The following is a 26,761-nucleotide window of genomic DNA, read 5'->3' on the forward strand; positions in this document are numbered from 1 at the left end:
AATGGACTATTTGCGGCGCAGTACGCCCGCCAAATCGGTGCCAGGTGCAACCGTATTGAACACGGTGCCATACTTTTTGACGTTGTCGTGCAGCAGGTTCAGCCGCTGGTCCGACTCATCGGTGTCGACCACGATTTCGTAGCGGATGGACTCCATCTTGGGCGGCACATCCTGGCGCACTCCGTGCACATGCACCTCTACCCCGCGCAGTTCAAATTTCAGGATGGGTGTGACGCGTTCTATACCTTTGATGATGCAGGCCGACAGCGCCGCCAGCAACAGTTCGGCCGGGTTGAACGCATCGCGCCGGCCCGCCATGTCGGTGTCGAGCGTGATGCTGCTGTCTTTGCAGTGCGCTAGGCTGCCGTGGGCGTCGATGCGCTCGGCCTTGACGGTGAAGGTCAATTTTTGTTTGTCAGTCTTATGCATTTCGTTGAAGTGAGCCAGCCGGTTCACCACAGTCTAGGGGGTGAACCACTGCGCAATCTTGTCGCGGCTGGGCACGCCACCTGCGTGCACCACCTTGCCGTTGACTACCACGCCGGGCGTGCTCATGACGCCGTAGCCGATGATGTCGCGCAGTTCTTCTACCTTCTCTAGCTTTACTGTGACGCCTTTTTCTTTGGCGATCTGGTCAATCAGTGCGATGGTGGTTTTGCAGTTGACACAGCCTGTGCCGAGTACTTTGATGTCCATGGTGGTTTCCTTGGGGTTGGTTAAAGGGAGAAATGAGTAGGGTGCTTACAGCACCGCGTTAAACACAAAGCCGACCAGCAAGATGCCAGTGGCTACCACCGCCACAAAAGTGGCGATCAGCCGGATCTTGAGCACCTTGCGCAGAATGATCATCTCGGGCAGCGATAGCGCAATTACGCTCATCATGAAAGCCAGCACCGTGCCCAGCGCCGCGCCCTTGGCCAGCAGTGCCTGTACGATGGGGATGACACCCGCTGCGTTGGTGTACATGGGCACACCCATCAGCACCGCCAGCGGCACCGACCACCAGGCTTCCTTGCCCATAAAGCTGGCCATAAAGTCTTCTGGCACATAGCCGTGGATCAATGCGCCCAGCGCAATGCCGCCAAGGATGTAAGGCCAGACCTTGCCCACAATCTCGCGCACCGCGGCAAAGCCACCCTCGATGCGTCCTGCCAGTGTGACGCCGGTGTCCTCAAACTGGGCGGACATTTTTGGCATATCGCGTACCCAGTCTTCCAAGTGGTCTTCCATCTTCAGACGGCCAATGATCCAGCCGGAAACAATGGCGACACTCAGGCCCAGACCCAAATAGAGCAGGGCGACTTTCCAGCCAAACATGCCAAACAGCAGTGCCAGCGCCACCTCGTTGACCATGGGAGCGGAGATAAGAAACGAGAAGGTCACGCCTAGCGGCACACCGGCTTGCACAAAGCCAATGAACAGCGGCACGGCCGAGCAAGAGCAAAACGGCGTGACGATGCCCAAGCTGGCCGCCATCAAGTTGGCCAAACCTTCAGTGCGACCGGCCAGCAGCGCACGGGTGCGCTCGGGCGTGAAGTAGCTGTTGACCATGCCCATGACAAACACCACGCCAGTCAGCAGCATCAGCACTTTGGGCGTGTCGTAGAAGAAGAATTGCAGCGCGCCGCCCAGGTGGCTGGCGCGGTCTACCGGCAGGGTGGCGACCAGTGCCTCTGAGGCCGGTATCAGCAGTTGGTACAGGCCGATCCAGACAAGGGCGGCTACAACGAGAAAGGCAAGCGGCTGGCGTAAGGGCCAGGGCTTTTGCGGGGCAATGAAGGTGTTCATGCCTGTGAAGACGCCGCCGCCGCCCAAAAGACGCACGAATCTCTGGGAAATGTGCAATTTAGTGCCAAAAGTGGCTGTGGCCTCCGTTGAATAAGCGCGAGCAGCTATCAAAGAAAGAGCAAATATGGCAAACCCTCCACGCGGCGGGCCAGCTTTACACCCCGCTCAATCAAACATCCGGCCGCTGCATTTGACTCGTCATCGCAAACACCATGTCCCCTACAAACCGCTTGAACGACTCGTTCTCGACAAACTGTTTGTAAATCTGCGTGTCATCCCGCAGCAAGATTTGCATCTCCCGGCCCAGTGCCTGGTCGTGTGCCATGCGGGCGGTGTGGGGTGTGTTTTCTTTGGCGTTTTGATAGGCCGCGTCGGCTGCCACTTTTGGGACGATGTCGTCGCGGATACGCTTTGCCACCCGGTCAGCATCGGTAAACAGCGTGCCAAAGTTATCGTTGAAGGTCTTGAGGATGTTGCTCAGCCGGTCCAGCTCCGGCTGGGAACGGCCTCCGCCACCCTCTTGCGCCGGGTCAATCTCTGCATCGACATCGGCCAACACAATTTTCATCGTCGCTTGCTTGTCGGCCCGGTAGCTGCTCATGTCGATGGCATCGATGATGCCTTTGGCCAAGTCATCTTCTTTGGGTGACGGCAGCTTGGCTACCAACAGGTTCAGAAAGATAGACAACTTCTCCCAGCCCACGTTGTGGCTGGTGGTGATGGAGGCCAAAAAGTCGTAGGTGCGGCAAAACGCCTTGGCGCTGCCTTTGAACTCCACTTGCTGGTCTTCGTCCAGTGTGTTTTGGTACATCATTGAACAGGCATCCAGAATCGGGTCGAACTGGTCGCGCTCTGCGCCTTCCAGAAACAGCTTCACAAACGCGTCTACCTGTTCGGGCGAGTACACCTGCGCGTCGTCCAGCGTTTTTTTCAGGTCGTTGAGCTTGTTGAGGTCTGTCTCTTCGGCCAGGATTGTGGTGCGGTAGTAATCCTGGAACGACAGCTTGATGCCTTCAATTTCATTTTGAAAGTCCAGCACAAAGCAATCCCGCTTTTGCGGATGCGCCCGATTCAAACGCGACAGCGTTTGCACCGCCTTGATGCCCGAGAGCGCCTTGTCCACGTACATGGTGTGCAACAGCGGTTCGTCATAACCGGTCTGAAACTTGTCGGCGCAAATCAAAAAGCGGTAGGGGTCGTCTTGGATTTTGTCGGCAATGTCTTTACTGGCAAACCCGTTCAGCGATGACTCGCTCACCTTCACCCCGCCAAATTCGTGCTCGCCAGAAAACGCCACTATTGGTAGATACGGACTTTTGCGCTCCGCCAGATAGGTTTGAAACGCTTTGAAATACTGAATGGCCCGCTCGATGCCACTGCACACCACCATGGCCCGCGCCTTGCCGCCAATCTTGCCAGCGGCCAGCACCTGCGCATGAAAGTGGTCCACCATGATTTCCGCCTTCAGTTTGATGGCGTGATCGTGGCTCTCTACATACTTGCGTAGCTTTTTGTTGGCCTTTTTCTTGTCGAACAGCGGGTCGTCTTCTACCTTTTTCACAAGTCCAAAGTAGCTAGCCACCGGCGTGTAGTGCTCCAGCACATCCAGAATGAAGTGCTCCTTCACTGCCTGCTTCATGGTATCGGTGTGAAACGGCTTGTGTTTGATCTTGCCCTCTACGTCCGGCGGCAGCGGCTCACCAAACATCTCCAGCGTTTTGTTCTTGGGCGTGGCGGTGAAAGCAAAGTAGCTGGCGTTGCTCATCATCTGGCGCGCGGCCATGCGCTTCTCCAGCGCGTCGTTGATGATGTCTTCGGGGTCAACCTCAGAATCTCTGTCCTCATCGACCTCACTTAGCGTTGCGCTCATCGACGCCGCCGTCTTGCCGCTCTGGCTGGAATGCGCTTCGTCAATGATGATGGCAAAGTGCCGCCCCCTGTGTTCATCGCCAATCACCTTCAAGACAAACGGAAACGTCTGAATAGTGGAAATGATGATCTTCTTGCCCTCAGCAATAAAGCCGCGCAACTGCTCGGTCTTGGAGCTGGCGTCGCCTGTGACTGCCCCCACAGTAGAACCCACCTGCATGAACTGCTTGATGGTCTTCTGAATCTGATCGTCCAGAATGCGCCGGTCGGTCACCACAATCACCGAATCAAAGACCGCCTTGTCATCGCGCCGCACGCCAATGAGCTGGTGCGCCAGCCAGGCAATGGAGTTGGACTTGCCGCTGCCCGCCGAGTGCTGAATGAGGTACTTGTGCCCCACGCCGCGCTCGCGCACATCGGCCAGAGCTTGGCGCACCACCGCCAACTGGTGGTAGCGCGGGAACAACTGGCTGCGCTTGATCTTGCCCGTCTTGGGGTGTTTGATCTCCACGATCTGGGCGTAGTTCTCCAGAATGTTGGTCAGACTCTCGGGCGTCAGCAGCTCTTTCCACAGGTAATCGGTCTTAATCCCCAGCGGGTTGGGCGGGTTGCCAGCACCATCGTTAAAGCCCTTGTTCAGCGGCAAAAACCAAGACGCTTTACCAGCCAACTGGGTGCACATGCGCACCTCGTGGTCGTCCACCGCCAGGTGCACCACGCAGCGGCCAAACTCAAACAGCTTTTCGCGCGGGTCGCGGTCGCGCTTGTACTGCTCTACCGCGTCTTCCACGTTTTGCTTGGTCAGAGTGTTTTTCAGCTCAAAGGTGGCAATAGGCAAGCCGTTGATGAATAGGCCCAGGTCCAGTGCGCGGCGCTTCTCGTCCATGCTGTAGGCAAACTGGCGCGTCACCACAAAGCGGTTTTGCGCGTGCAGTGCTTGGGCCTTGGCATTGCCCTCAGACGGTGTGCCGTAAAACAAATCGAAATGCCCCGCCGGGTGGTGCTCAATGCCTTTGCGCAGCACGTCAACCACCCCGCGCTTGCCCACCTCGCTGGACAGGCGGGTTAAAAACTTCAGGCGGTTGATGTCGCGCGCATCGTGTTCGTCTTGCAGGGCCAGCTTCTTGAAGGCATCGGGCTGGGTGGCCTTCAAAAAAGCAAAGAGCTGGTACACATCCAGCGCCTGGGCGCGGTCATAGTCTTTTGGGCTGCCCGCCAGGTAACCGGTGCCGCCCAAGGGTGCAGTCGGCCGTGCTGCCACATCGGTGGTTGGGCCAGTGCCAGTGCCCACCGGTGCCATGGGTGGCAAGCCATCGGTGCCGGTCATGTGCCGCACGATCAGGGTTTCAAGCCCTTTTTCTGATAGGTCGGTTGCCATCTTCAATGCCCCTGTGCCAATGCAAATTGCACCACCCTTTCGCTCAGCCAAATACCTTGGTCGCGCATGTTCTGCACGGCATTGGGCATGGAGAGCGGAAAACCCAGCCGCCGGGCTTTGATCAATACGCCAATGGCACCGGTCAACTCCAGACCACATAGGCGGGCAACGCGCCGCCCCAGGGTCTCGTCGATGCAAACCAACGGCAAGCCCAAATTCATGGCAGTTTGAATGACGGAGGCTTCACCCAGATCGAGCGAATTGCGCAGATAAGGTTGCAGCACCACCGGCTGGGGCTGAATCTCCAGCCAATGTGCGGCCTCGAAAGCATCCACGCCGAAGGCGTGCTGGCCGCCAGCGCGTATCTCGGTAGCCACTTCCAGCGGCACAATAACCCGCGCATAAAGCGTTTTCAACACATCCAGGCTGCCCGTTGCCGCCGCCAAGGCAATCAGCGGCGTGGTGTTGGTCACCAGCACGGGGCTGCGCTCACGCATTGTCAATATCCTGTGCCAGCTCATCCTCACTTAGGTCGATCATGGGCACACCAAAGCGGTGTAGTTGCGCCAGAAAAGTCACCCGGTCCAGGCCAATCAGGCTGGCGGCCATGCCGGAGGACAGGCGCTTCATTTCAAACAACTTGGCTGCCATAGCCAACTTGGCCTCTTGGGCAAAGTCCTCCGGAGCGCGGTGCAGCACATCCAGGTAGTTGTTGGGAACATCAACAATGATTTGCATGGAGGGGCCTTTCGATTAATCGGGGCAATGGCTTGGGTGAATACATCTTATGCGTGAAAGCGCAACGGGGTTGGCGTCACTCTTCCAACTCGGCTTCGGCATCACTGGCGTCCAGCGGGTCCGGGGCTTCGGGCTCCACGGCGGCGTCCAGTTCGTCTTGCGACAGCCGGGCGGCTGCTTCGCGCACGTCGAGCTTGCCAGTCACCACGTCGGCGACCAAGCGGGTGCGGTATTCGCGCAGGAGGTCAATTTCGCGATTAAATTTGTCGATTGTCGTATCCGATTTTTTACTTTCGCGATCAACGAATTGCCAAATTTCTTGCTGCTCGTCCAACGGTGGAAGTGGTATCCGCTGTCGCGCGACCGTTCCGGCATTCAAATTGGCCATAGTCGCGCCAATTGAAGACTGGTTTAGCATTTCCGATATACCGCTAGAAGAGAATACCGAGGCAAAGTAGGCAGGCAACACCATTCCTGTTTTACACCTGAGTAACAGACTGCCAGTGCCGCAAAGCCAACCGTCTTCTGCTTCGTTGACCAACGCGCACCTACCGAGTTCCCCACGTCGCGCAGCGACCACATCTCCCAAACAAAGCCGGTGCCGTTCGAGTTCTTTGAACTTGTTGTCGCTGACTGTTACGTCAAGTGACGGAACAATTTTCCCGTCTCGCATGTGTGACGGATTGACTATCGGTATCCCCGCAGTCACGTACTCATGTGAATGCAATTGGCTTCCAAAAGGTCCTGTTTGAATCATCGATAGTGAGTTGCCAATCGTTACCACACTCCAATGCGCCGGAATGTCCCCCAGCCATGCAATGCCAGACGGCTTGAGCGGTACGGTGGGGTCCAGGCCGCGGGTGACGGCGCGGTGGATGATGGCCTGCTTTTGCTCGGTGAGCAGCGCAATCACCCGGCGCTTGGCGCGGATGGTGCGCTCCAGCCGGGCGTTGGCCCAGTCCAGGAACTTGACGATGGCGGCTTGTTCGTCGGGTGGTGGCAGCAAGGACTCGATGCGAAACAGATCGTCGGAATACAAGCGAAGGCGGCTTTCAACCACGCCGGTGGACATTGCCTTGATGCGGGCCTTGTAGGCAGGCGACCTGAACAGGTGGTGAAAATACCAAGGTAGTGCACCTTGGTTGAACCGGTAGACGCAATACGCTGGGCTGGCAATCCCGGCAAAGCGGGACACACCCATGCTGCCGTTCCAAGCCAGCATGATGTTGATGACCAGTTCATCGGGCTCAACCCGTTTGTACCCAACCAAGGAAGCTGCGCGGGTGTCTTGCCCGTCTTGCCCTTCTAGTTTCAGCCGCCGCGTCACCCCCGTGAATTGGGACACGCGCAAAAGTTGCTCTTCGCCCGTTTTTGACCGGGCATCAACCTCCTGCACGATGTATTTGATGCGCCGCACCGTCCAGTGAGCGGGTACGTTGCCAAGCCATTCGCCTTCCGCAAGTCGATACGCCGGATACGGCTTCAAATCCGCAATCACGCGCCGCTCCCGGCTATCACGCATTGGAAGCGCTGCAAGCGCGGGTCGCTTGACGTGCTATCAAAAACGAAGCTGCTTGCGCATATTCCACGGCGGCTAAAGGCCAATTTCATACTAAATCCTCCGGCGCATCGTCCACCCGGCTCTGGGCCAGGTCGGCCAGCAACTGCTGCTCACGCACCAGCTCGGCACGCAGTTCGTCTTCGGTCGGCAAGACCACTTTGTATTTGGCGGCAAAGAGTTGCTCGTTGCCGTGCAGCACCGAGAAGCGCACCACCGATTGGTCTTTGCGAGCGCACAGGATGATGCCGACGGTGGGGTTGTCGTGCGGGCTGCGGCGCAGCTCGTCGTACATGCGCACATACATATCCATTTGCCCAATGTCCTGGTGGCTGAGTTCGCCGGTTTTTAGCTCAAACAGCACAAAGCACTGCAGCAGGTAGTTGTAAAACACCAGGTCGATGTAGAAGTCTTTGGACTCGGTGCTGATGCGCTGCTGGCGCGCCACAAAGGCAAAGCCTTTGCCCAGCTCCAGCAAAAAGGATTGGAGGTGGCCAATCAGGGCGTCTTCCAGGCGCGACTCCAGCAGCCTGCCGGTGTTGGGCAGGCCCAAAAACTCCAGCATGACGGGGTCGCGAATGAAGTCGCGCGGGGTTTGGGGCAGCGCCGCTAGGTTGGCTGCGGCCTCGGCGCGCAGGGGCTGGCGGTCTGGGCTGGCCAGCAGGCGCTCGTAGTACAGGGTGCTGATTTGCCGGTCCAGCGCGCGGGTGCTCCAGTTTTGGTCGGCGGCTTCGTTCATGTACCAGGTGCGGGCACCTGCGTCTTCCACGCGCAGCAGGGCGCGGTAGTGCGTCCAGCTCAATTCGGTACGCAGTGCGTTCCAAATTGGATAGCCGGTGTAAAACGCCCGCATGTGGCGCAGGTTGCGTTCGTCAAAGCCCTTGCCAAACTCTGCCGTGAGGTGTGTGGCCAACTCTGGCAGCAGGCGCTTGCCGTAGGCGGCGCGGCTGGCACCGCCTTGCTCAAACTCCACAATGTGCTGGCCCACGGCCCAGCAGGTTTGCACCTGCACCAGATCGACAGCGCGCAGGGCTTGCTGGCGGGCGCTGTGGATGGCCGCACGCAAGCTGCCTAGCAAAGCGCCCAGATCGGCTGCGGGAGCGGGGGGCGCTTGGATCGTTATCTTGCGAGGCATTACTTAACGCCTTTCAGCAGCCCATCCAGCAGGCCATCGGCTTCTTTCTCAATGGCCACAATGTCGGCGGCTATCTCGTCCAGCGTGCGCAGGGGTTGGGGTTTGTAGAAGTGGCGAGTAAAGCTGACCTCGTAGCCTACCTTGGTGGCATCTTGCTTTACCCACGCATCAGGCGTGTAGGGCAGCACTTCGCGCCCGATGAAGGCGGCTATGCCGCCGTCTTCCAGCAGGGGCACCTGTTCGGTGTCGCGCAGCTCGGGGTCAGGCTCGTATTCCACTAGCACGGGTTTGCCGTCTAACACCGCGTCATAGAGGCCATGCAAGGTGTCGGCTGTGGGTGCTGACTTGGCTGTGGCTTTGCTCGGCTTGTGCACCTTGGCGCGTACGGGTGGTGCGGATTCGTCGCGCCAGCTCATGGCTTTGAGAATGGTTTTAAGGTCTGGGGCGGAGAGTTTGGTTTGGCTCTGCTTGAGGTGGGCGGCCACTTGGTCGCGGAAGTCGTTGTAGTCTTCAAACAAATGGCTGCCCAAGGCAGCGCCCAGTTCGCTGGCCACTTGGTGCAGGCGGGCATCACGCGCCCAGGTGGTGGAGTCCAGCAGCTTGCGCTTGGTTTTTTCGGGCAGACCTTTTTTTACCTTGGCGTTGCTGTCGCCATCGTCGTCTTCACTGTCGCTTTCGTCCGCGTCGTCTTCGGCATCGTCATTGCCCCATTCGGCCAGGCGCTTTTCCAGCGCCTTTTCGATCTTGGCGAAGTCAGTGAAAAGGGCGTCACCAAATTCATCCTGCAGCGCGCGGCGCAGGTCTTCGTGGCAGCTGGCAAAACGCAGAGCGTCGATTAGCTGGGGCTTAAGCTGGCTGTGCAGGCGCAGCGGGCGCTCCACCACCAACTTCCAGTAGCCAAACGCGGCGTTGGGAAATAGCTTGGACTCGGGCGTTTCTTTGAAGTCGAAGAAGCTTTGGGTAATGCGGTCAATATCGTCTGCGCTGAGTTCGCAGTTTTTCTTGCCCAGGTTTTTGCGCAGGGGTTTAAACCACTGGCTGGCGTCAATCAACTGAACCTGGCCCTTGCGGTACGCAGCTTTGCGGTTGGACAGCACCCAGATATAGGTGGCAATACCGGTGTTGTAAAACAGGTTGAGGGGGAGTGCGACGATGGCCTCCAGCCAGTCGTTTTCAATAATCCAGCGGCGGATGTTGCTTTCGCCTTGGCCCGCGTCGCCAGTAAAAAGCGAGCTGCCGTTGTGCACCTCGGCAATGCGGCTGCCCAGTGCAGATGTGTGGTTCATCTTAGCCGCCATGTTGACCAAGAACAGCATTTGGCCGTCGCTGGAGCGGGTGACCAAAGACAATTCTTCGCCCTGGTGTGTGACCTTAAAGCGTGGGTCGCGCATGCCGTCTTTGCCGCCCATGGCCTCGAGGTCTTTCTTCCAGCTTTTGCCATAGGGTGAGTTGGCCAGCATGAAGTCGAACTCTTGCGCCGGGAATGCGTCTTTGGCCAGAGTGGACCACTCGGCACCGCCCACAATGTGGTCGGCGTTTTCGCCTTCGCCTTTGAGCAGCATGTCGGCTTTGCAAATGGCGTAGGTCTCGGGGTTGATCTCTTGCCCGTAGAGGTGGCTTTTGATCTGCAAGCCGCGCTTGGCGGCAATTGCGTCCAACGTTTCTTCAGCCACGGTGAGCATGCCACCCGTGCCGCATGCATCATCAAACAGCAGGTAGCTGCCGGATTTGAGCTGTGATTCGATGGGCAGGAACACCAGGTTGGCCATCAGCCGCACGGCGTCGCGCGGGGTCCAGTGTTCACCGGCTTCTTCGTTATTTTCTTCGTTGAACTTGCGCACCAGTTCTTCAAACACGGTGCCCATGGAATGGTTGTCAATGCCCGCTGGCGACAGGTCAATGTCGGGGTCTAAAAACTTGTTGATCAGCGTGCCCAACGCATCGGCCTTGGATAGGGTGGAGAGCTGGTTGCGAAACTTGAAGTTCTCGATGATGTCCAGCACGTTGGGCGAAAAGCCGTTGAGGTAGTCCTCAAAATCGGCCAGAAGTAGCTGCTGGCTGCCGCGCGATTGCAGGTCGCGCAGGGTAAAGCGCGAGGTGTTGTAAAACGCCTGGCCCGCAGCGTCGCACAGGGCGGCGCGCTGTTCGGTAATGCCCGCATCGTCCAACAGTTTTTTGGTGTCCAGCACGGCTTGCTTGGTGGATTCGAGCACGGAGTCCATACGCCGAATGACAAACATGGGCAGGATGACATCGGGGTATTTGCCGCGCCGGAACAGGTCGCGCAGCACGTCGTCTGCAATGCCCCAGATGAAAGAGACGATTTTATTGATGGTTGAGGGGTCCACGGGCTGATTCGCTGGTTGGGTACTGAGGGTGAGGCGTCGTCATTGGCACAGACTGAGCTCCGATGCGCGCTTGTATAGGGCATTCTAAAGAGCTCAGCATCCAACAAAATCCATGCTGTCTAAGGACTCCTCACCACTTTATGGTGAGGACTAAAAAACTATAAAAAAGTGGCTTTGGGCTATGTTGGGTTTGGGCAGTGAGCTATAAAAAATATAGCAATTACAGCGTCTTGCGGGGCACAAAGTCCTGCACATGCCCTGCCGTGTCTAGCTGCACTTGGCATGCCGTGGTCAACTGCTGCTTCATGCGCATGCGCGCCCGCTGCACACGCGACTTAGCGGCGCTCAGCGTGATGCCTTTGGCCTGGGCGTAGCCGGCTTGCGGCAGGCCCTGCAGGTCGCACAGGGTGATGGCCTCGCGGTCTTCGATGGACAGTTCTGAGAGCACCCGTGGCAGGCAAGCAGTCAGGGTATCGACCGGGTCGGCAACTTCAACGAGGCTGACCACGTCATCGGGCAGTTCGACCGTGTTGCGCGCCACCCGCAGCCGGTCGGCCAGGGTGTTGCGGGCGACTTCAAACAGCCAGGCTCTGGCGTTGTGCACCGAGCAAAAACGTTCGCCCTGGCGCAGCCCCTTCAGAAACAGGTCTTGCAGCAGGTCTTCCACATCAGCCGCGTTGTGCAGGCGATGGCGCGCCCAGCTGCGCAGCTCAGGTGCGTGTTGGGTCCATGCTTGGTTGAGGCAGTTCATGGCTTAGATGCTGCGCTGGTTTACCCGCTTCATCAGCTGTTCGGCCGACTCCTTGCGCTCGCTATAGCGGTCCACCAGATACGGCGACACGTCGCGCGTGAGCAGGGTGAACTTCACCAGCTCTTCCATCACATCCACCACGCGGTCAAAGTAGCTGCTGGGCTTCATGCGGTCGTCGTCGCCGAACTCCATGAAGGCTTTGGCGACCGAACTTTGGTTGGGGATGGTGACCATGCGCATCCAGCGGCCCAGCACGCGCATTTGGTTCACGGCGTTAAAGCTCTGCGAGCCGCCGTTCACCTGCATCACCGCCAGTGTTTTGCCCTGGGTGGGGCGCACAGCGCCACTGTTGAGCGGGATCCAGTCGATCTGCGCCTTCATGATGCCGGTCATCGCGCCGTGCCGCTCGGGCGAGGTCCACACCATGCCTTCGGACCATTGCGTCAGTTCGCGCAGCTCTTGCACCTTGGGGTGGGTGTCGGGCGCGTCGTCGGGCAGGGGCAGGCCGCTGGGGTTGAAGATGCGGGTTTCGGCCCCCATAGCTTGCAGCAGGCGGGCGGCTTCTTCGGTCAGCAGCCGGCTAAACGACCGTGGCCGAAGCGAGCCGTAGAGCAGCGCAATGCGGGGCGCATGGGTGGATGGGGCCGGGCGCAGCGCGGCGGCGTCCGGCAGGCGGAAGTGCTCGGCCTCCAGCTGGGGCAGGGTGTTCAGCAAATCAGACACGTTGGCCTTTTTCATTGATGACGACTTCGCCATCTTCTTTAGTGAATGCACCGCGTTGGGCGTCGGGCAGGATATCCAAAACCAACTCGGACGGACGGCACAGGCGCGTGCCCAGCGGCGTGACGACGATAGGTCGGTTGATCAGAAGTGGGTGGGCCAGCATGAAGTCCAGCAGCTCGTCGTCGGTCCACTTTTCGTTTACCAGATCCAGCTCGGCATAGGGCGCGCCCTTCTCGCGGAGCAATGCGCGCACGGTGATACCCATGGCAGCAACCAACTCTTGCAGCCGCGCTTTGGTGGGCGGTGTTTTCAGGTACTCAATGACCTCTGGCTCGACGCCAGCGTTACGAATCATCGCCAGGGTGTTGCGCGAGGTGCCACACGCGGGGTTGTGAAAGATGGTGATCATGGTCTTGCCTGGTTGGGTTCAGTTTGCGGTTGCCACGCATTCACCATGGCCACCAAGGACAGCATGACGGGCACCTCTACCAGCACACCCACCACCGTGGCCAGTGCCGCACCCGAGTGCAGGCCAAACAGGGAAATAGCCACGGCAACAGCTAGCTCAAAAAAGTTAGACGTGCCAATCAGGCAAGCAGGCCCGGCCACGTTGTGCGGCAGTTTGAGCCACTTGGCACCCCACCAGGCGATGAAAAATATGCCATAAGACTGCAGCACTAGCGGCACCGCAATCATGGCAATGACCAGTGGCTTGGCCAAAATGGTCTCGGCCTGAAAACCAAAGAGCAACACCACGGTAGCGATCAAGCCCACCACAGACCAGGGCTTGAGCCGGGCCACGACATCGCCCACCGCTGTGGCAGAGCGGCGCTGCAGCAGGTGACGGGTGACCATGCCGGCCGCTAGCGGCAAGACTACATACAAAACGATAGATAGCAACAGCGTCTGCCAAGGCACCGCAATATTCGTCACACCCAGCAAAAACGCGGCTATGGGCGCAAAGGCCACCACCATGATGAGGTCGTTCACCGACACCTGCACCAGCGTGTAGTTGGCGTCCCCCTTAACCAGTTGGCTCCACACAAACACCATGGCCGTGCAGGGTGCCACCCCTAGCAAAATCATGCCGGCAATGTATTCATTGGCGGTCTGCGGATCGACCCACGGCGCAAACACATATTTGAAAAACAGCACACCCAAGGCCGCCATGGTGAAGGGCTTGATGAGCCAGTTGACAGCCAGCGTCAGTACTAAGCCGCGGGGCTTTTTGCCTACATCGCGTACGGCACCCCAGTCGATCTGGATCATCATCGGGTAAATCATTACCCAGATAAACACCGCCACCACCAGGTTGACATGGGCCCACTCTAAAGCGGCCACGGCCTGAAAGACTCCGGGCACAACCAGGCCCAGGCCCACGCCCGCCGCAATGCCCAGCGCAACCCAAATAGACAAATAGCGTTCAAACAGTCCCATGCTGTTGCTCTCTTTTATTCTGCGGTGACCTTGCCAATGCTTTGCAGCTCTTTGAGCAGTGACAGTTTTTCCAGCTTTTCAAACGGCAGGTTCAAAAAGAGCGCGATGCGCCGCTGCAGCACCATGAAAGCGTCGTGGAAGGCTTTGTTGATCTGTTCGGGCGTACCCGTTGCGCCTGCAGGATCTTCCACGCCCCAATGCGCCGACATCGGTTGGCCTGGCCATACGGGGCAAACCTCGCCAGCCGCTTTGTCACACACCGTCAGCACGAAGTCCATTTGCGGTGCGTCGGGCGCGGCAAACTCATCCCAGTTCTTGCTACGCAATTCACCGGTCCGAAAGCGGTTGCGTTCCAGCAGTTCCATGGCCTTGGGGTTCACAAAGCCTGCAGGTTGGCTGCCTGCGCTGTAGGCGCGAAAGCGGCCACCGCCCAGTTGGTTCATCAATGCTTCGGCAATGATGCTGCGAGCGGAGTTGCCGGTGCAGATAAACAAGACATTCATATGAGTTTTGGACATGGAGGCTCCTGAAAAGGGGATGGTGATGGGTTCGGGTAGGGCGCGAATGTTGGTCTTAGCAGGTGGTGCAGGCTGGCGCATCCATCGCCACTTCACAGGCTTGACCTTCGCAGCAGTTCGCAGTCAAAAAGCCCAGTAGCTCGTTCATGGTGGCAAAAGCGGCTCGGTAAATCAGATTGCGACCGTCCCGCTCTTGGGTGATGAGGTTGGCGTTGGTGAGTTCTTTGAGGTGGAAGGACAGGGCTGTCCCCGGTACTCCCAAGGCTTCGCTCAAGCGGGTAGGCGTCATGCCCTCGGCACCTGCCACCACCAGTTTCCGGAAAATTTGCAATCGCGACTGCTGCGCCAGTGCGGCCAGAGCGCGCACCATGTCTTGTTCGTTCATGGGGCTATTCTTTCCACGGGTTTGACAACGGGTAAAGCCAGTGTGATGAGCCAGCAGGCGACCAGCATGACCGCAGAGCCGACCAGGGCATACAGCAAACCGCCCCACTGGTACAGCAAGCCTGACAGCAGCGTGCCCAAAAAGCGGCCGACCGCGTTGGCCGCGTAATAAAAGCCCACGTCTTCGGCGGCTTTCTCGGAGCCTGCATAGGCCAGCACCAGGTAGGAGTGCACAGAAGAATTGATGGCAAAGGCGAAGCCAAAGAGTCCGAGGCCGCCCACTACCAGCCATTCCAGATTCGGCGGGTTCATCACCACCACGACTGCCAACGCTATCGGAATAATAGCTAGCAGCGCAGACCAGGTGCGCGCAGCGGGCACTTCTGAGCTCAAACCATCGGTACTGCGGCGCACGATCATGGGCGCCATGGCCTGCACTACGCCATAGCCAATTGTCCACAGTGCCAAGAAGCCGCCCACCATGGGGCGGGACCAGCCAGACGCGTACAAGAACACCGGCACGCCCACCACAAACCACACATCCCGCGCGCCAAATAACACCACACGCGCGCCAGCCAACAGGTTGATGCCGTTGTTCTTGGCGAACAGTTCTTTGGCCGATTCGGAGGCTTTGCTTTTGCCCATGAGCTTGGGCACAAAAAGCACCACACCCATCAGTACAACGGCGAGTAGCCCCGCCATGACCCACAGCGACATGCGAAAGCCCAGCACCTCCAGCAGCACACCACCCAGAAAAAAGCCAATGCCCTTCATAGCGTTTTTACTGCCGGTGAAGAACGCCACCCATTTGAAAAGTTGCCCCGATGCCTCACCCGCCGTCAGTTTGATGGCGGACTTGCTGGCAGTCTTGGTCAAATCTTTGGCGACACCGCACACGCCTTGCGACAGCACCACCCAGGCGACCGACAGGGTGGCGGTCCAGTCGGGCGACAGAGCCGAGAGCAGCAGGAAGCCCGTGATTTGTGTGGTGAGACCCACGGTCAGCATGCGCGCTATGCCGTAGCGTGTGGCCAGCCAGCCGCCGATCAGGTTGGCCGCAATGCCAGCCGCTTCGTACAGCAAAAAGAGAAACGCCAACGCAAATGGCGAATAGCCCAACTTGTAAAAGTGCAGCAGCACCAGCATGCGCAGCGCGCCGTCGGTGAGCGTAAAGCCCCAGTACGCGCTGGTGACAATGGCGTAGTTGCGTGCCCCGTGGTTCATGTCAGATTCCCACGGTTTCCATATGGCAGGCCAGGTCTACCATGCGGCAGGCGTAGCCCATTTCGTTGTCGTACCAGGCGTAGACCTTGAGCAGCGTGCCGTCGGTCACCATGGTGGACAGTGCATCCACGATGGAGCTGCGTGTGTCGCGCGCATAGTCGGCGCTGACCAAGGGCCGGGTTTCAAAACCCAGTATCCCAGCCAGCGAGCCTTTGGCAGCCTCGGCAAATAAAGCGTTAACTTCTTCAACAGTGGTTTCGCGCTGCATCTCGAACACGCAGTCAGTCAGCGATGCATTGAGCGCCGGTACCCGCACCGCATGTCCATTGAGCTTGCCTTTGAGCTCAGGGTAAATTAGTGCAATGGCCGTAGCGCTACCCGTGGTGGTGGGGGCTAGGCTCATCATGGCGCTGCGGGCTCGGCGCAGGTCTTTGTGCGGCGCATCGACGACAAGGTTGGTATTGGTCGGGTTGTGCAAGGTGGTGATCTGGCCGTGGCGGATGCCAATAGCGTCATGCACCACCTTGACAACCGGTGCCAGGCAATTGGTTGTGCAGGAGGCTGCGGTCACGATGAAGTCTTTGGCCGGGTCATACAGCGTGTGGTTCACTCCCACCACGATGTTCAGCACATTACCTACCTTCACGGGTGCCGCCACGATGACACGCTTTGCACCGCGGTCTAGGTGACCCTGGATGGTCTCGGGCGTCAAAAACTTGCCGGTGCATTCCAGAACCACATCCACCCCCAAGTCGCCCCAGGGAATGTTGGCGGGGCTCGCGTGCGCACTGAAGGAAAGCTGGGTGTCGCCGATGGCGACAGTGCCGTCGTCCACAGCTCGGATGTTTTCGCGCCATTTGCCTTGCACGGTGTCAAAGGCCAACAGGTGCGCGGTGGCAGCTGCACCACCTTTGAGTTCGTTCAGGTGCACCACCTCCAGTCGGTTGCCCGCACGGGGGTCGTCTGACTGCCGCTCTGCTGCACCCATGGCCGCCCGCAAGGCCAAACGGCCAATGCGCCCCATTCCGTTGATACCAATCTTCATTTCGAAATCTCCATAATTCAATAACTATTGAAATATTCTAGCGTTTGTTGAAAACATTGAAGCAACCTCCACGACGTACTTCGTCTAAACCCTGATTCAGCTATCGCTTCATGCAGGAGTGTTGATGGTTCATGTGACGTCTTGATGACTACCGAGAGCGGCTGACGATGTTGGAGTTGCGGGGCGTCGCACGGCGGGCTTGTTTTGTCACAAAAACTTCACGTGTCTGCCATGTGAGGGTCACAGGGGCTCCCCACACTTCGCGATCAGTGCAATCACGCTCATGGAAGGGGACAAGAATGCCAACAACATCCGCAGCTACCTTGCCAACACTGGCCGCACCCACACTGCACTCCACTGAGGTACAAACCAGCAGCCCCTCGCAGGCAGCGCCCGAGCGCAATCGCATTGGCGTGTCTTGGGCACGCCACCAGGATGAAGTGCGCGCGGCCCAACGCCTGCGGTTTGATGTGTTTGCCGGCGAAATGGGCGCCCGCTTGAACACCCCATTGCCCGGCCACGATGTCGATTTGTTTGACAACTACTGCGAGCATTTGCTGGTGCGCGACCAAGCCACCGGTCAGGTGATTGGCACCTACCGGGTGCTCACGCCTACCCAGGCCAAGCGCGTGGGCAGCTTCTACAGCGATACCGAGTTCGATTTGACCCGCCTGCGTTCTTTGCGTGAGCGCATGGTCGAGTTGGGGCGCAGCTGTGTGCACCCGGATCACCGCCATGGCGGCGTGATCATGGCACTCTGGGGCGCATTGGCTGAGTTCATGGTGCGCAACCAGCTCGACACCATGATCGGCTGCGCCAGCATCCCCATGCTGCACAACGGAGTGGTCACTGGTGATGTGGCAGCCAGCATCTGGCGCCAAGTGCAGGCCACGCACTTGGCACCAATTGACTTCCATGTGCGCCCGCGCCTGCCACTGCCGATCGATCAGCTCGACAGCACCCTCGATGTGGAGCCACCCGCACTGATCAAGGGCTACCTGCGCTTGGGAGCCAAGGTGCTGGGCGCTCCCGCCTGGGACCCGGATTTCAATACCGCCGATCTGCCGATGCTGATGCGCATTGCCGACCTGCCAGCCCGCTATCGCAAGCACTTTCTGGGGGCATGATGCGCAGCACTTTCGACGCCATGGGAGCCAACATCCACGGATTGGTGACAGGCGCCGAAGGCCCTGACACCGATGACGATGTGGGCCACCGCCGCTACCGTGCGGTGTTTGTGTCCGATATTCATCTCGGCACCGCGGGTTGCCAGGCCAAGCCGCTGCTGGACTTTTTGAAGCACCACCCCAGCGACCACCTGTACTTGGTGGGCGACATCATCGACGGCTGGCAACTGCGCCGCCGCTGGTTCTGGCCGCAAGCCCACAACGACGTGGTGCAAAAACTGCTGCGCCGCGCCCGCAAAGGCTGCCGTGTGGTGTTTATCCCCGGCAATCATGACGAGTTTGCCCGTGCATTCGTCGGGCAGCAGTTCGGCGGCATTGAGGTGCACGACGACACGGTGCACACCACCGCCGATGGCCGCAGGCTGTGGGTCACCCACGGCGACTACTTTGATGCGGTCATTCAGCGCGCCAAATGGCTGGCCTACACCGGCGACTACGCCTACGAGTTCACCCTGCGGATGAACCGCCACTTGAACAACTTTCGCGCCCGGCTAGGGTTGCCGTATTGGTCGCTCTCGGCCTACCTCAAACACAAGGTCAAGATGGCGCTGAACTACGTGACCGACTTTGAAAAAGCGGTCGCCCAAGAGGCCCGCAACCGCGGCCACGACGGGGTGGTGTGCGGCCATATCCACCGCGCCGAAATGCGCACTATCGACGGTACCCTGTATTGCAACGATGGCGATTGGGTGGAGAGCCGCACAGCGCTGGTCGAGCACCTCGATGGCCATCTGGAGCTGGTGCACTGGGGAACCCAGCCTGCACAACCAGCAGCCGCTTTGCTGCCCGCTTCTTTGCAGGAAACCCACGTATGAAACTGGTACTCGTGACCGACGCGTGGCTGCCGCAGGTCAATGGCGTGGTCACAACGCTGGTTGAATTGGTGCGCGAACTCGAGGCACTGGGCCACACCGTGCAAGTGATTCACCCCGGCTTGTTTCGCACCCGCCCGTGCCCCGGCTATGCGGGCATCGACATCGCGGTGCGTCCGGGCAAAATCCTGGCGACTTTGCTCGATGTGTCGGGCGCGGATGCGATCCACCTAGCGACTGAAGGGCCCCTGGGCTGGGCGGCGCGCAGCTACTGCCGCAAACACCAGCTGGCGTTCACCACCGCGTATCACACGCGCTTCCCCGAGATACTGAGGGCAGCCTTGCATACCCCGCTGTGGATCGGCTACGGGCTGTTCAGGCACTTTCATAAGCCGTCTGCTGCGGTAATGGTGCCGACTTCGAGCATGCTGCGTTTGCTGCATGGCAAGGGCTTTGCCCGCTTGCGCAGCTGGACCCACGGGGTTGACACGCACTTGTTTCAGTACGCTGAGATGCCGCAGCCGTACCCTGCGTGGGGTCCCTTGGCGCGGCCGGTGTCGTTATTTGTGGGGCGGGCGTCTTACGAGAAAAACATCGAGGCTTTTTTGAAGCTGGATGTCCCCGGTACCAAAGTTGTCTGCGGCGTTGGGCCGCTAGAGAAAGACTTGCGCGAGCGCTACCCCACGGTCCGATGGCTGGGGGTGTTGCCGCGGGCCGAGTTGGCGCAGGTATACGCCGCTGCTGATGTCTTTGTGATGCCGAGTCAGCACGAGACTTTTGGCTTGGTCATGCTCGAATCCATGGCCTGCGGGACCCCGGTGGCGGCCTATCCAGTAGAGGGGCCGACCGAGGTGATTGGCGTGCCGGCCGAGGGCGGTGTGACCGATTCGGACCTGCACAAAGCGTGGTACCGTGCACTCAGTGTGCCGCGCCACGAGGCCCGCCAACGCGCCATGCAATTCAGCTGGTCCTATGCCAGTTTGATGTTCGCAGGCCACTTGGTGCCAGCCCGCCCGGGCGCGTCGTTCCAGACCATGCGCACTGCGGAGCAGAATGTCATAAATGCGTCATCTGCGTAGTCAAGAATCTGACATCGATACGTCATCATTGAGACTTTATGTGGACATCTTTTCAGGATCGGGCCTCCCTGGCTGACCCTCGCCTGCTGGATCGGGATCTCAGCCTGTTGGCATTCAATGAGCGGGTGTTGGACTGGGCGGTGCGCGAAGACGTGCCGCTCTTGGAGCGCCTGCGTTTTCTGTGCATTGTGTCCAGCAACCTCGACGAATTTTTTGAGGTGCGGGCTGAGCCGCATTTGAGCGCTGCGCAGGCCAAAGACAGCAAGGGCCAGTACTCGGTGGCCAGCTTCGAGCGCTTGGCCGTCGCACTGCACAAGTTGGTGGAGCGGCAGTACACGCTGTACAACGAGCAACTGATGCCGGCGTTTGAAGCCTTGGGCATTCATATCTTGTCGCACGGGGAGCGCAACTCCGCCCAACGGGCCTGGGTGCAGCAGTACTTTGAAAAAGAAGTGCGCCCTCTGTTGATTCCGGTGGGGCTGGATCCGTCGCACCCGTTCCCGCAGGTGGCCAACAAATCGCTCAACTTTATTGTGCGGCTCAAGGGCAAAGATGCCTTCGGCCGCGAGAACGATATCGCCATCGTGAAGGTGCCCCGGGTTCTGCCGCGGCTGATACGCTTGCCGGACAAACTGGCCGGCGGCAAGGCCCTGTTTGTGTCCTTGTCCAGCGTGATCCGCGCGCACTTGGCTGAGCTGTTCAGTGGCCGTGAGGTGTGGCAGTTCTCGCAGTTCCGCGTCACACGGCACTCGGATCTGGCGGTCGATGAAGACGATGTGCAGAACCTCCGCATGGCCTTGCGCCAAGGGCTGGAGCACCGGCATTACGGGCAAGCTGTCCGCCTTGAGGTGTCTGCAGGGTGCTCAGAGTATTTGTCAGAGTTTTTGCTCAAGCAGTTCGGCCTGCCCGCGCGGTCTTTGTACCGGGTGCACGGCCCGGTGAACCTCGTGCGCCTGACGCAGCTGATTGACTTGGTGAACCGGCCGGACCTGTGCTTTGTGCCGTATGTGCCGAACTTTCCGGTGCAGATGCACCCGGGCCGTTCGGTGTTTGAGCAGCTGCAAGAGCGCGACATCCTGATCCACCAGCCCTATGAGAGTTTTGACGGCGTGTTGTCCTTCCTGCGGCAGGCGGTGCACGACCCCAAAGTACTGGCTATCAAGCAAACCATTTACCGCACCGGCGCCGACTCTGAGTTGATGGAGTTATTGCGCGAGGCGGTGCGCAGGGGTAAAGAAGTCACCGTGGTGGTGGAGCTCAAGGCCCGCTTTGATGAAGAGGCCAACATCAATTGGGCAGAGATGCTCGAGTCCATCGGCGCGCAAGTGGTGTACGGGGTGGTGGGCCTCAAGACCCACGCCAAGATGATGCTGATCACTCGGCGCGAGGGCAAGTCGCTCAAGCGCTATGGGCACCTTTCAACGGGCAACTACAACCCGCGCACAGCCAAGCTGTACACCGACATCAGCCACCTGACGGCGGATGCAGGTATCACGGCAGAAATGGACCAGGTGTTTGTGCACTTGGCCAGCCAGAGCAAGCTGCCGCGCATGCGCCATTTGTGGATGGCTCCGTTCCACTTGCATCGCAATTTGATTGCCAAAATCGATGCGCTGGGTCGCGCTGCAGCGGCGGGCAAAGATACCCGCATCGTGGCCAAAATGAACTCCCTGACCGACGAGGCCTTGGTCCGCAGCCTGATTGCTGCGGGGCAGCAGGGCGTCAAGATCGATTTGATCGTGCGCGGAGCCTGCGTACTGCCTGCGCAAGTGCCGGGGTACACCGACAACATCCGGGTGCGCTCGGTGATCGGGCGCTTGCTCGAACATTCGCGGGTGTTTTACTTCCGCTTGGAAGAGTCCGACGAGCTGTACCTCTCCAGCGCAGACTGGATGAACCGCAACATGGTCCGGCGCGTGGAGCTGGCTTGGCCGGTCACCGATGCCGGCTTGCGCCAGCGCTTGGTGGACGAGTGCTTGGTGGCCTACCTGCACGACGGTATCGATGCCTGGGACATGGGCGCAGGCGGCGCGTATGCGCATGTCGCCCCCAAAGAGCATCAGGTAGCCCATGGGGCCCAACGGGCCCTGATGGAGCGCTACGGCCGTTTTGAAAAACGCTAGGGGAGAACCAAGCCATGGACTTGATTTTGTGGCGGCACGCAGAGGCCATTGACGTAGAGATGGTGGGCGACGATATGCTGCGCTCACTCACTGGCAAAGGGGAGAAGCAGGCCGCTCGCATGGCGGCTTGGTTGGACCGGCAGTTGCCGGAAGGGGCCAAGATTTGGGCGAGTCCGGCATTGCGCACTGAGCAAACCGCCAAGGCCCTGCAACGGAAATTCAAAACCCATGCGGCATTGGCCCCCTTGAGCGGGGTGGATGATTTGCTGGGCTTGGTGCAGTGGCCGAATGTCAAAGGCTGCGTGGTTGTCATTGGCCATCAACCGACGTTGGGGCAAACCATTTCCAAGCTGCTGGGCCTGAGCGAGAGCGAGTGCGCCGTGAAGAAGGGCGCACTCTGGTGGCTACGCTACCGCGAGCGCGATGGCATCGGGCAAACCGTGGTGGTAACGGTCCAGTCGCCAGAGGTGTTGTAAAGCCTCCGGGAGGAGGCCCGACATCAGGCCTTCTTGCCTTTTGCAGGGCGGCCTGTTTTCAGGCTCGGCACTGCCGCCAGAGCAGCCTTGAGCGCGGCATCGGTGAATGCAGCAATCGCCTTCATGCCGGCGCGGACCAATTCGGTCTTTTTCACAGGCAAACCCATTTTCGCGGCGCGCAACTTCAAGGCAGCGAGCACGTCGTATTCATTTTTGGGGATGGTGAAGCTGTCGCGCACCATCTTTGGCTTCTTCGCTTTTTCGACCTTGGCTGCGACCGGCTTGGCCACCGTTCTTGCAGCAGGCTTGGCGATGGTCTTGGCTGCGGGCTTGGCGGCTGGCTTCGCTGCGGCTTTCACTGCAGGTTTGGTGACTGCGCTTTTGGCTTTTTCTTCGGGCTTGGGTGCGGCTTTCGGTGCCGCTTTGGCTGCGGGCTTGGCGGCTGGTTTGGCAGCTGGTTTTGCGGCAGCCTTTTTGACAGGCTTTTCGGCCTTGGCAGCGGTGCTTGGCTTTTCGCTGGCGGCGGCAGGTGCTGTTGCTGCAGGTTTGGCCACGGCCTTGGCGGCTACCTTGCTCTTGGCTTGTGGTGCGGGTTTGGCCGCTGGCTTGCTGGCGGCGGATTTGGTCGCTGTGGCTGCGCTCGGCGCGGGCGTTGTGGCAGCAGGCGCGGCAGCTGCCACGGTGGTTTCAGGGGTGTCGGTGGGGGTCGCGGTATTGGGCAAGAAGGTCACTCCTTTTGTTAAACGGTATATATAGTTTATACCGTTTAAATTTTGCAGATTTGTGTCATTTAGATGTCATAAAAAATCGGCACACTTGCGCTCCTTTTTGTCGTTTGGAAGCTCGCCATGTCATCAATTCCTTTGAGATTGGTTCAGGGCAGTGTGCCTAAAAGTAGCGGGCCAAGACCCCTCGAGGCAGTATTGCGGGCCAGGTCGCTGTACCCGGTTTTTCAACCCATTGTCAAACTCGACGATGGCTCGGTGTACGCCCATGAAGCTCTGATACGCGGCCCGCAAGGCACTGCGCTTCATACCCCCGACGCTTTGCTACGCGCCGCAGACGAGGAGGGCTTGGGCTATGCATTTGAAACTGCCTGCGTGAGGGCTACCCTGCGTTCGTGGGGTCGCTTGCAAACGGCCGGTCGCTTGTTTGTGAATATTAGTGCAGAAGCCTTGATTACTGCCTACGAGCGGCGTGGGCATCAAGGCTTGCTGGAGTGGATTCATGACTTCCATGTCACTCCCCGTATGCTGGTACTCGAGATTACCGAGCACGAGCGGGTGGACAACATGGATCGCCTTGCCGAGGTGGTGCAAGAGGTCCGCGCCGCCGGTTTGGCACTGGCACTGGATGATTTTGGGGATGGCCGCTCCAGCTTGCGGCTTTGGTCGCAGATTAAGCCAGAGGTGGTGAAGATCGACAAGTACTTCACCCGCAACATCAGCGCCCACGGCGACAAGCTCAAAACCATTCAGGCCCTACAGCACATTGCCACCATCTTTGGTACCGCGCTGGTTGCTGAGGGTATTGAAACGGCAGAGGACCTGCGGGTGTTGCGCGATGTGGGCATTGAGTATGGCCAAGGTTATTTTCTGGGGCGGCCGGATGCTGTGCCCCTGCAGTGGCTGCCGGCACTGCCCAAACAGGTGCTGCAAGAGCGCCAAGTGGCGGTCTTCCCGGAGCTGGGTCGCTTGTCGCAAGGCGGGCATTTGCGCAGCCTGTCGCTGGTACGCGCACCCACGGTGAGCCCTGAAACCCACAATGACACGCTGGCTTGGATTTTTCTGGACAACAGCGCCTTGCACGCGGTCGCGGTGGTGGAGGGGGAGCGCCCGGTGGGCATCATCAATCGCGCGCATTTCATGAACGAATACAGCAAGCTCTATTACCGTGAGGTGTGGGGCCGCAAGCCTTGTGTGGTGCATGCCAACATGGAGCCCCGCCTGATTGAGCGTGAACACAGTGTGGACGAGTTGGTCGGCATTCTGACCTCGCAGGATCAGCGCTACCTAAGCGACGGATTCATCGCCACAGACAATGGCCGCTATGTGGGGATCGGTACAGGGGACCAACTGGTCCGGTCGGTCACCGAAACCCGGATCGAGGCAGCCCGCCACGCCAATCCCCTGACGTTTTTACCGGGCAACATTCCCATTACCCAGCACATCGAGCGCTTGTTGAAAAAGCAGGCGTGCTTTGTGGCGTGTTATGCCGACCTGAACCATTTCAAGCCGTACAACGACTATTACGGGTACTGGCGGGGCGACGAGATGATCCGCCTTCTGGCACGCATTGCCATGGAGCAGTGCGATGCCCAGCGCGACTTTCTGGGCCATGTGGGCGGTGACGACTTCATCCTGCTGTTCCAAAGCGAGGACTGGCGGGCTCGCTGCGAGCGCTTGGTGGCCGAATTTGAAGAGCGCGCCCGCGCCTTGTTTGATGAAAACGCGCGTCAAGCGGGGGGCATTGAAGCCGAAGACAGGCACGGCGTGCGCCGCTTTTTCCCTTGCACTACCTTGTCGATCGGTGCGGTGGTGGTCGATGGCCACCAGTTCACCCGTGCGGAAGATGTGGCCAACCTGGCGGCCATGGCCAAGCATGACGCCAAGTTGTCCCCCACCGGGTTACACGAAACAGTGCTGGCTTAAATCCCGCTGATATGCAGGGTCCACGGGGCCTTTTGCCACGCCAGCTCTTCTTCCCGCAAAAGATGCGCGCTCTGAGGGTAGGCGACTGCCCAGCTGGTGCGGCAGGCCAGATGCAGGCGGTGTGTGCCCTGCGGGCCGGTGGTGAGCGCCATGCCCTTGAGGTCGGGGTCCCGCCGCGCATGGCACAAGATGACTGCCAGGCGCAGACAAATCAGTTGCAGTACCAGATCGTCTTGGCTTAGCACCGATTCCAGTTTGCGCAATTTGCCCCGGTGCCCCAAAACCAGCAAGCTCAGGCGGTGCATTTCTGAGAGCGAGAAGCCCGCAGCGTCTGCGTTGTCCAAAATGTAGGCCCCATGTTTGTGGTAGTCGCTGTGGGCAATATGGCTGCCGATTTCATGGAGCTCAGCCGCCCAACCCAGCTTACGCATCAGCCGCTCGGGGTCTGTGGTTTCGTGGCTGCTCAGCACTTGTTTGAGCAGGTGGGTTGCCACCTTACTGACGCGCGCGCTTTGGACCAAGTCCACGGCAAATTTGGTGGCCAGCCGCTGCACGCTCTTGGTGCGCAAATCACCATAGTCGCGGGCGCCGCCTGTCAGGTCGCAAATCAGGCCGTGGCGCAGGCCGCCGCTGGCTTGTTGCATCTCGGTAATGCCCAGCAGGCTGAAAATAGCCCGCATCACGCTCAGGCCACCGCCGATGATGGCGCGGCGGTCTTCCCGCATGCCGGGCATGCGGACACGGTCTGCGCTTTGGGCGGCAATCAGGCGTTCAAGGAACCAGTCCAGCCCCTCTTGCGTCAAAACCCCCTCGGGCCAGCCGGCCGCAACTAGCACATCGCCGATGGCGCTTACGGTGCCCGCAGAGCCATAGGCCGTGTCCCAGAGGTCGGGGTGATAGGCATCAAACGCCTCATCGAGGACCGCTTTGGCCGCGACCTCTGCAATCTCGAAGGCCTTGGCGGTGAATTGCCCGTCCGGGAAATACCGCTTGGACCAGGCAATACTGCCGACCCGGTACGACTCCATGGTGCCGGGCGTCAGGCCTTGCCCCAAAATCAGCTCGGTCGAGCGGCCACCCACATCGATCACCAAGCGGCGCTCTGTGGTCACCGGCAGCATGTGCGCAACGCCTTGGTAGATCAGCCGGGCCTCTTCACGGCCGGAAATGACGTCGATCGGAAAGCCCAATACTGCGTTGGCTTTCTCTAAGAAAACATCGCGGTTGCGGGCTTCGCGCAGGGTCTGGGTGGCGACGGCCTTGACCTCATGCGGCTTGAAGCCGGCCAGGCGCTCGCCGAAGCGGGCCAGGCATTCCCAGCCCGACTGCATGGCGGCCGGTGTGAGGTTGCGGTCTTCGTCGAGGCCGCCGCCTTGGCGTACGGTCTCTTTGAGGTACTCGGTGCGTTGAAATTCGCCGTGGTCTACCCGCCCGATTTCGAGCCTGAAGCTGTTGGACCCTAAGTCCACGGCAGCTAGGCGGTTTCCATGTGTCATGTGTGTGTCAGGTGAGAAGTTGTTCGGCTCAGGCTGCATGG

Annotated in this window: 25 protein-coding genes; 6 read left to right on the forward strand and 19 right to left on the reverse strand. The window is 59.4% G+C overall.

The window, feature by feature from the left end; all coding sequences use genetic code 11:
- Positions 1–6: 6 nt before the first annotated feature.
- The 17 genes from U5L73_RS08855 to U5L73_RS08935 all read right to left on the reverse strand — a co-directional run bounded on the left by U5L73_RS08855 (position 7) and on the right by U5L73_RS08935 (position 16,896).
- Positions 7–429, reverse strand: coding sequence for an OsmC family protein (locus U5L73_RS08855; protein ID WP_322562037.1), 423 nt, complete (start codon positions 427–429; stop codon positions 7–9).
- 33 nt (positions 430–462) lie between these two features.
- The gene (locus U5L73_RS08860) at positions 463–696 is read right to left on the reverse strand and encodes a thioredoxin family protein (RefSeq protein WP_322562038.1); all 234 of its coding nucleotides are present in this window, start codon (positions 694–696) and stop codon (positions 463–465) included.
- Between the two features lie 45 nt (positions 697–741).
- Entirely contained in the window at positions 742–1,788 is a 1,047-nt protein-coding gene (locus U5L73_RS08865) for a permease (protein ID WP_322563476.1), read from the reverse strand.
- Between the two features lie 169 nt (positions 1,789–1,957).
- Positions 1,958–5,035, reverse strand: a complete 3,078-nt coding sequence (locus U5L73_RS08870; protein WP_322562039.1) for a type I restriction endonuclease subunit R — start codon at positions 5,033–5,035, stop codon at positions 1,958–1,960.
- A 2-nt stretch (positions 5,036–5,037) separates the two neighbouring features.
- On the reverse strand, positions 5,038–5,532 hold the full coding sequence (locus U5L73_RS08875; RefSeq protein ID WP_322562040.1) for a DUF3368 domain-containing protein: 495 nt from the start codon (positions 5,530–5,532) through the stop codon (positions 5,038–5,040).
- Positions 5,525–5,773, reverse strand: coding sequence for a UPF0175 family protein (locus U5L73_RS08880; RefSeq protein WP_322562041.1), 249 nt, complete (start codon positions 5,771–5,773; stop codon positions 5,525–5,527). The genes U5L73_RS08875 and U5L73_RS08880 overlap by 8 nt, the downstream gene beginning before the upstream one ends.
- Before the next feature lie 76 nt (positions 5,774–5,849).
- Positions 5,850–7,295 carry a restriction endonuclease subunit S gene (locus U5L73_RS08885; RefSeq protein ID WP_322562042.1) on the reverse strand — a complete coding sequence of 482 codons (1,446 nt, stop codon included), beginning with the start codon at positions 7,293–7,295 and terminating at the stop codon, positions 5,850–5,852.
- Between the two features lie 85 nt (positions 7,296–7,380).
- On the reverse strand, positions 7,381–8,466 hold the full coding sequence (locus U5L73_RS08890; protein ID WP_322562043.1) for a PDDEXK nuclease domain-containing protein: 1,086 nt from the start codon (positions 8,464–8,466) through the stop codon (positions 7,381–7,383).
- Positions 8,466–10,814: a class I SAM-dependent DNA methyltransferase gene (locus U5L73_RS08895; protein ID WP_322562044.1), complete on the reverse strand. Its 2,349-nt coding sequence runs from the start codon at positions 10,812–10,814 to the stop codon at positions 8,466–8,468. Before U5L73_RS08895 ends, U5L73_RS08890 begins: the two co-directional genes overlap by 1 nt.
- A gap of 220 nt (positions 10,815–11,034) precedes the next feature.
- On the reverse strand, positions 11,035–11,565 hold the full coding sequence (locus tag U5L73_RS08900; protein WP_322562045.1) for a sigma-70 family RNA polymerase sigma factor: 531 nt from the start codon (positions 11,563–11,565) through the stop codon (positions 11,035–11,037).
- Between the two features lie 3 nt (positions 11,566–11,568).
- Positions 11,569–12,303, reverse strand: a complete 735-nt coding sequence (gene arsH, locus U5L73_RS08905; RefSeq protein ID WP_322562046.1) for an arsenical resistance protein ArsH — start codon at positions 12,301–12,303, stop codon at positions 11,569–11,571.
- Positions 12,281–12,697, reverse strand: coding sequence for an arsenate reductase (glutaredoxin) (gene arsC / locus U5L73_RS08910; RefSeq protein WP_322562047.1), 417 nt, complete (start codon positions 12,695–12,697; stop codon positions 12,281–12,283). Before arsC ends, arsH begins: the two co-directional genes overlap by 23 nt.
- Positions 12,694–13,725: an ACR3 family arsenite efflux transporter gene (gene arsB / locus U5L73_RS08915; protein ID WP_322562048.1), complete on the reverse strand. Its 1,032-nt coding sequence runs from the start codon at positions 13,723–13,725 to the stop codon at positions 12,694–12,696. Before arsB ends, arsC begins: the two co-directional genes overlap by 4 nt.
- Before the next feature lie 14 nt (positions 13,726–13,739).
- Positions 13,740–14,243, reverse strand: coding sequence for an arsenate reductase ArsC (locus U5L73_RS08920; protein WP_322562049.1), 504 nt, complete (start codon positions 14,241–14,243; stop codon positions 13,740–13,742).
- 55 nt (positions 14,244–14,298) lie between these two features.
- Positions 14,299–14,628 (reverse strand): metalloregulator ArsR/SmtB family transcription factor, encoded by a 330-nt coding sequence (locus tag U5L73_RS08925; protein WP_322562050.1) that lies wholly within the window; start codon positions 14,626–14,628, stop codon positions 14,299–14,301.
- Positions 14,625–15,851 (reverse strand): organoarsenical effux MFS transporter ArsJ, encoded by a 1,227-nt coding sequence (gene arsJ / locus U5L73_RS08930; RefSeq protein WP_322562051.1) that lies wholly within the window; start codon positions 15,849–15,851, stop codon positions 14,625–14,627. Before arsJ ends, U5L73_RS08925 begins: the two co-directional genes overlap by 4 nt.
- Position 15,852: 1 nt before the next feature.
- Positions 15,853–16,896, reverse strand: a complete 1,044-nt coding sequence (locus U5L73_RS08935) for an ArsJ-associated glyceraldehyde-3-phosphate dehydrogenase (RefSeq protein ID WP_322562052.1) — start codon at positions 16,894–16,896, stop codon at positions 15,853–15,855.
- Positions 16,897–17,195: 299 nt separating this feature from the next.
- Between U5L73_RS08935 and U5L73_RS08940 the strand changes: the two genes are divergently transcribed.
- The 5 genes from U5L73_RS08940 to U5L73_RS08960 are packed head-to-tail and all read left to right on the forward strand — an operon-like array spanning position 17,196 to position 22,573.
- Positions 17,196–18,023, forward strand: a complete 828-nt coding sequence (locus U5L73_RS08940) for a GNAT family N-acetyltransferase (protein WP_322562053.1) — start codon at positions 17,196–17,198, stop codon at positions 18,021–18,023.
- Positions 18,023–18,898, forward strand: a complete 876-nt coding sequence (locus U5L73_RS08945) for a UDP-2,3-diacylglucosamine diphosphatase (protein ID WP_322562054.1) — start codon at positions 18,023–18,025, stop codon at positions 18,896–18,898. The genes U5L73_RS08940 and U5L73_RS08945 overlap by 1 nt, the downstream gene beginning before the upstream one ends.
- Positions 18,895–19,974 (forward strand): glycosyltransferase family 1 protein, encoded by a 1,080-nt coding sequence (locus tag U5L73_RS08950; protein WP_322562055.1) that lies wholly within the window; start codon positions 18,895–18,897, stop codon positions 19,972–19,974. The genes U5L73_RS08945 and U5L73_RS08950 overlap by 4 nt, the downstream gene beginning before the upstream one ends.
- A gap of 38 nt (positions 19,975–20,012) precedes the next feature.
- Positions 20,013–22,097, forward strand: a complete 2,085-nt coding sequence (gene ppk1 / locus U5L73_RS08955) for a polyphosphate kinase 1 (RefSeq protein WP_322562056.1) — start codon at positions 20,013–20,015, stop codon at positions 22,095–22,097.
- 14 nt (positions 22,098–22,111) lie between these two features.
- Positions 22,112–22,573, forward strand: a complete 462-nt coding sequence (locus U5L73_RS08960) for a SixA phosphatase family protein (protein ID WP_322562057.1) — start codon at positions 22,112–22,114, stop codon at positions 22,571–22,573.
- Between the two features lie 23 nt (positions 22,574–22,596).
- On the opposite strand, the gene U5L73_RS08965 is transcribed toward U5L73_RS08960, so the two are convergent.
- The gene (locus U5L73_RS08965; protein ID WP_322562058.1) at positions 22,597–23,295 is read right to left on the reverse strand and encodes a hypothetical protein; all 699 of its coding nucleotides are present in this window, start codon (positions 23,293–23,295) and stop codon (positions 22,597–22,599) included.
- Positions 23,296–23,421: 126 nt separating this feature from the next.
- Here U5L73_RS08965 and U5L73_RS08970 point away from each other — a divergent pair, with 126 nt between their 5' ends.
- The gene (locus tag U5L73_RS08970; protein ID WP_322562059.1) at positions 23,422–25,224 is read left to right on the forward strand and encodes a phosphodiesterase; all 1,803 of its coding nucleotides are present in this window, start codon (positions 23,422–23,424) and stop codon (positions 25,222–25,224) included.
- On the opposite strand, the gene U5L73_RS08975 is transcribed toward U5L73_RS08970, so the two are convergent.
- Positions 25,221–26,720: a Ppx/GppA phosphatase family protein gene (locus tag U5L73_RS08975; RefSeq protein ID WP_322562060.1), complete on the reverse strand. Its 1,500-nt coding sequence runs from the start codon at positions 26,718–26,720 to the stop codon at positions 25,221–25,223. The genes U5L73_RS08970 and U5L73_RS08975 overlap by 4 nt on opposite strands.
- Positions 26,721–26,761 lie beyond the last annotated feature (41 nt).

Source organism: Rhodoferax sp., from assembly GCF_034520025.1.
In the GTDB taxonomy this organism is placed as follows: domain Bacteria; phylum Pseudomonadota; class Gammaproteobacteria; order Burkholderiales; family Burkholderiaceae_C; genus Allorhodoferax.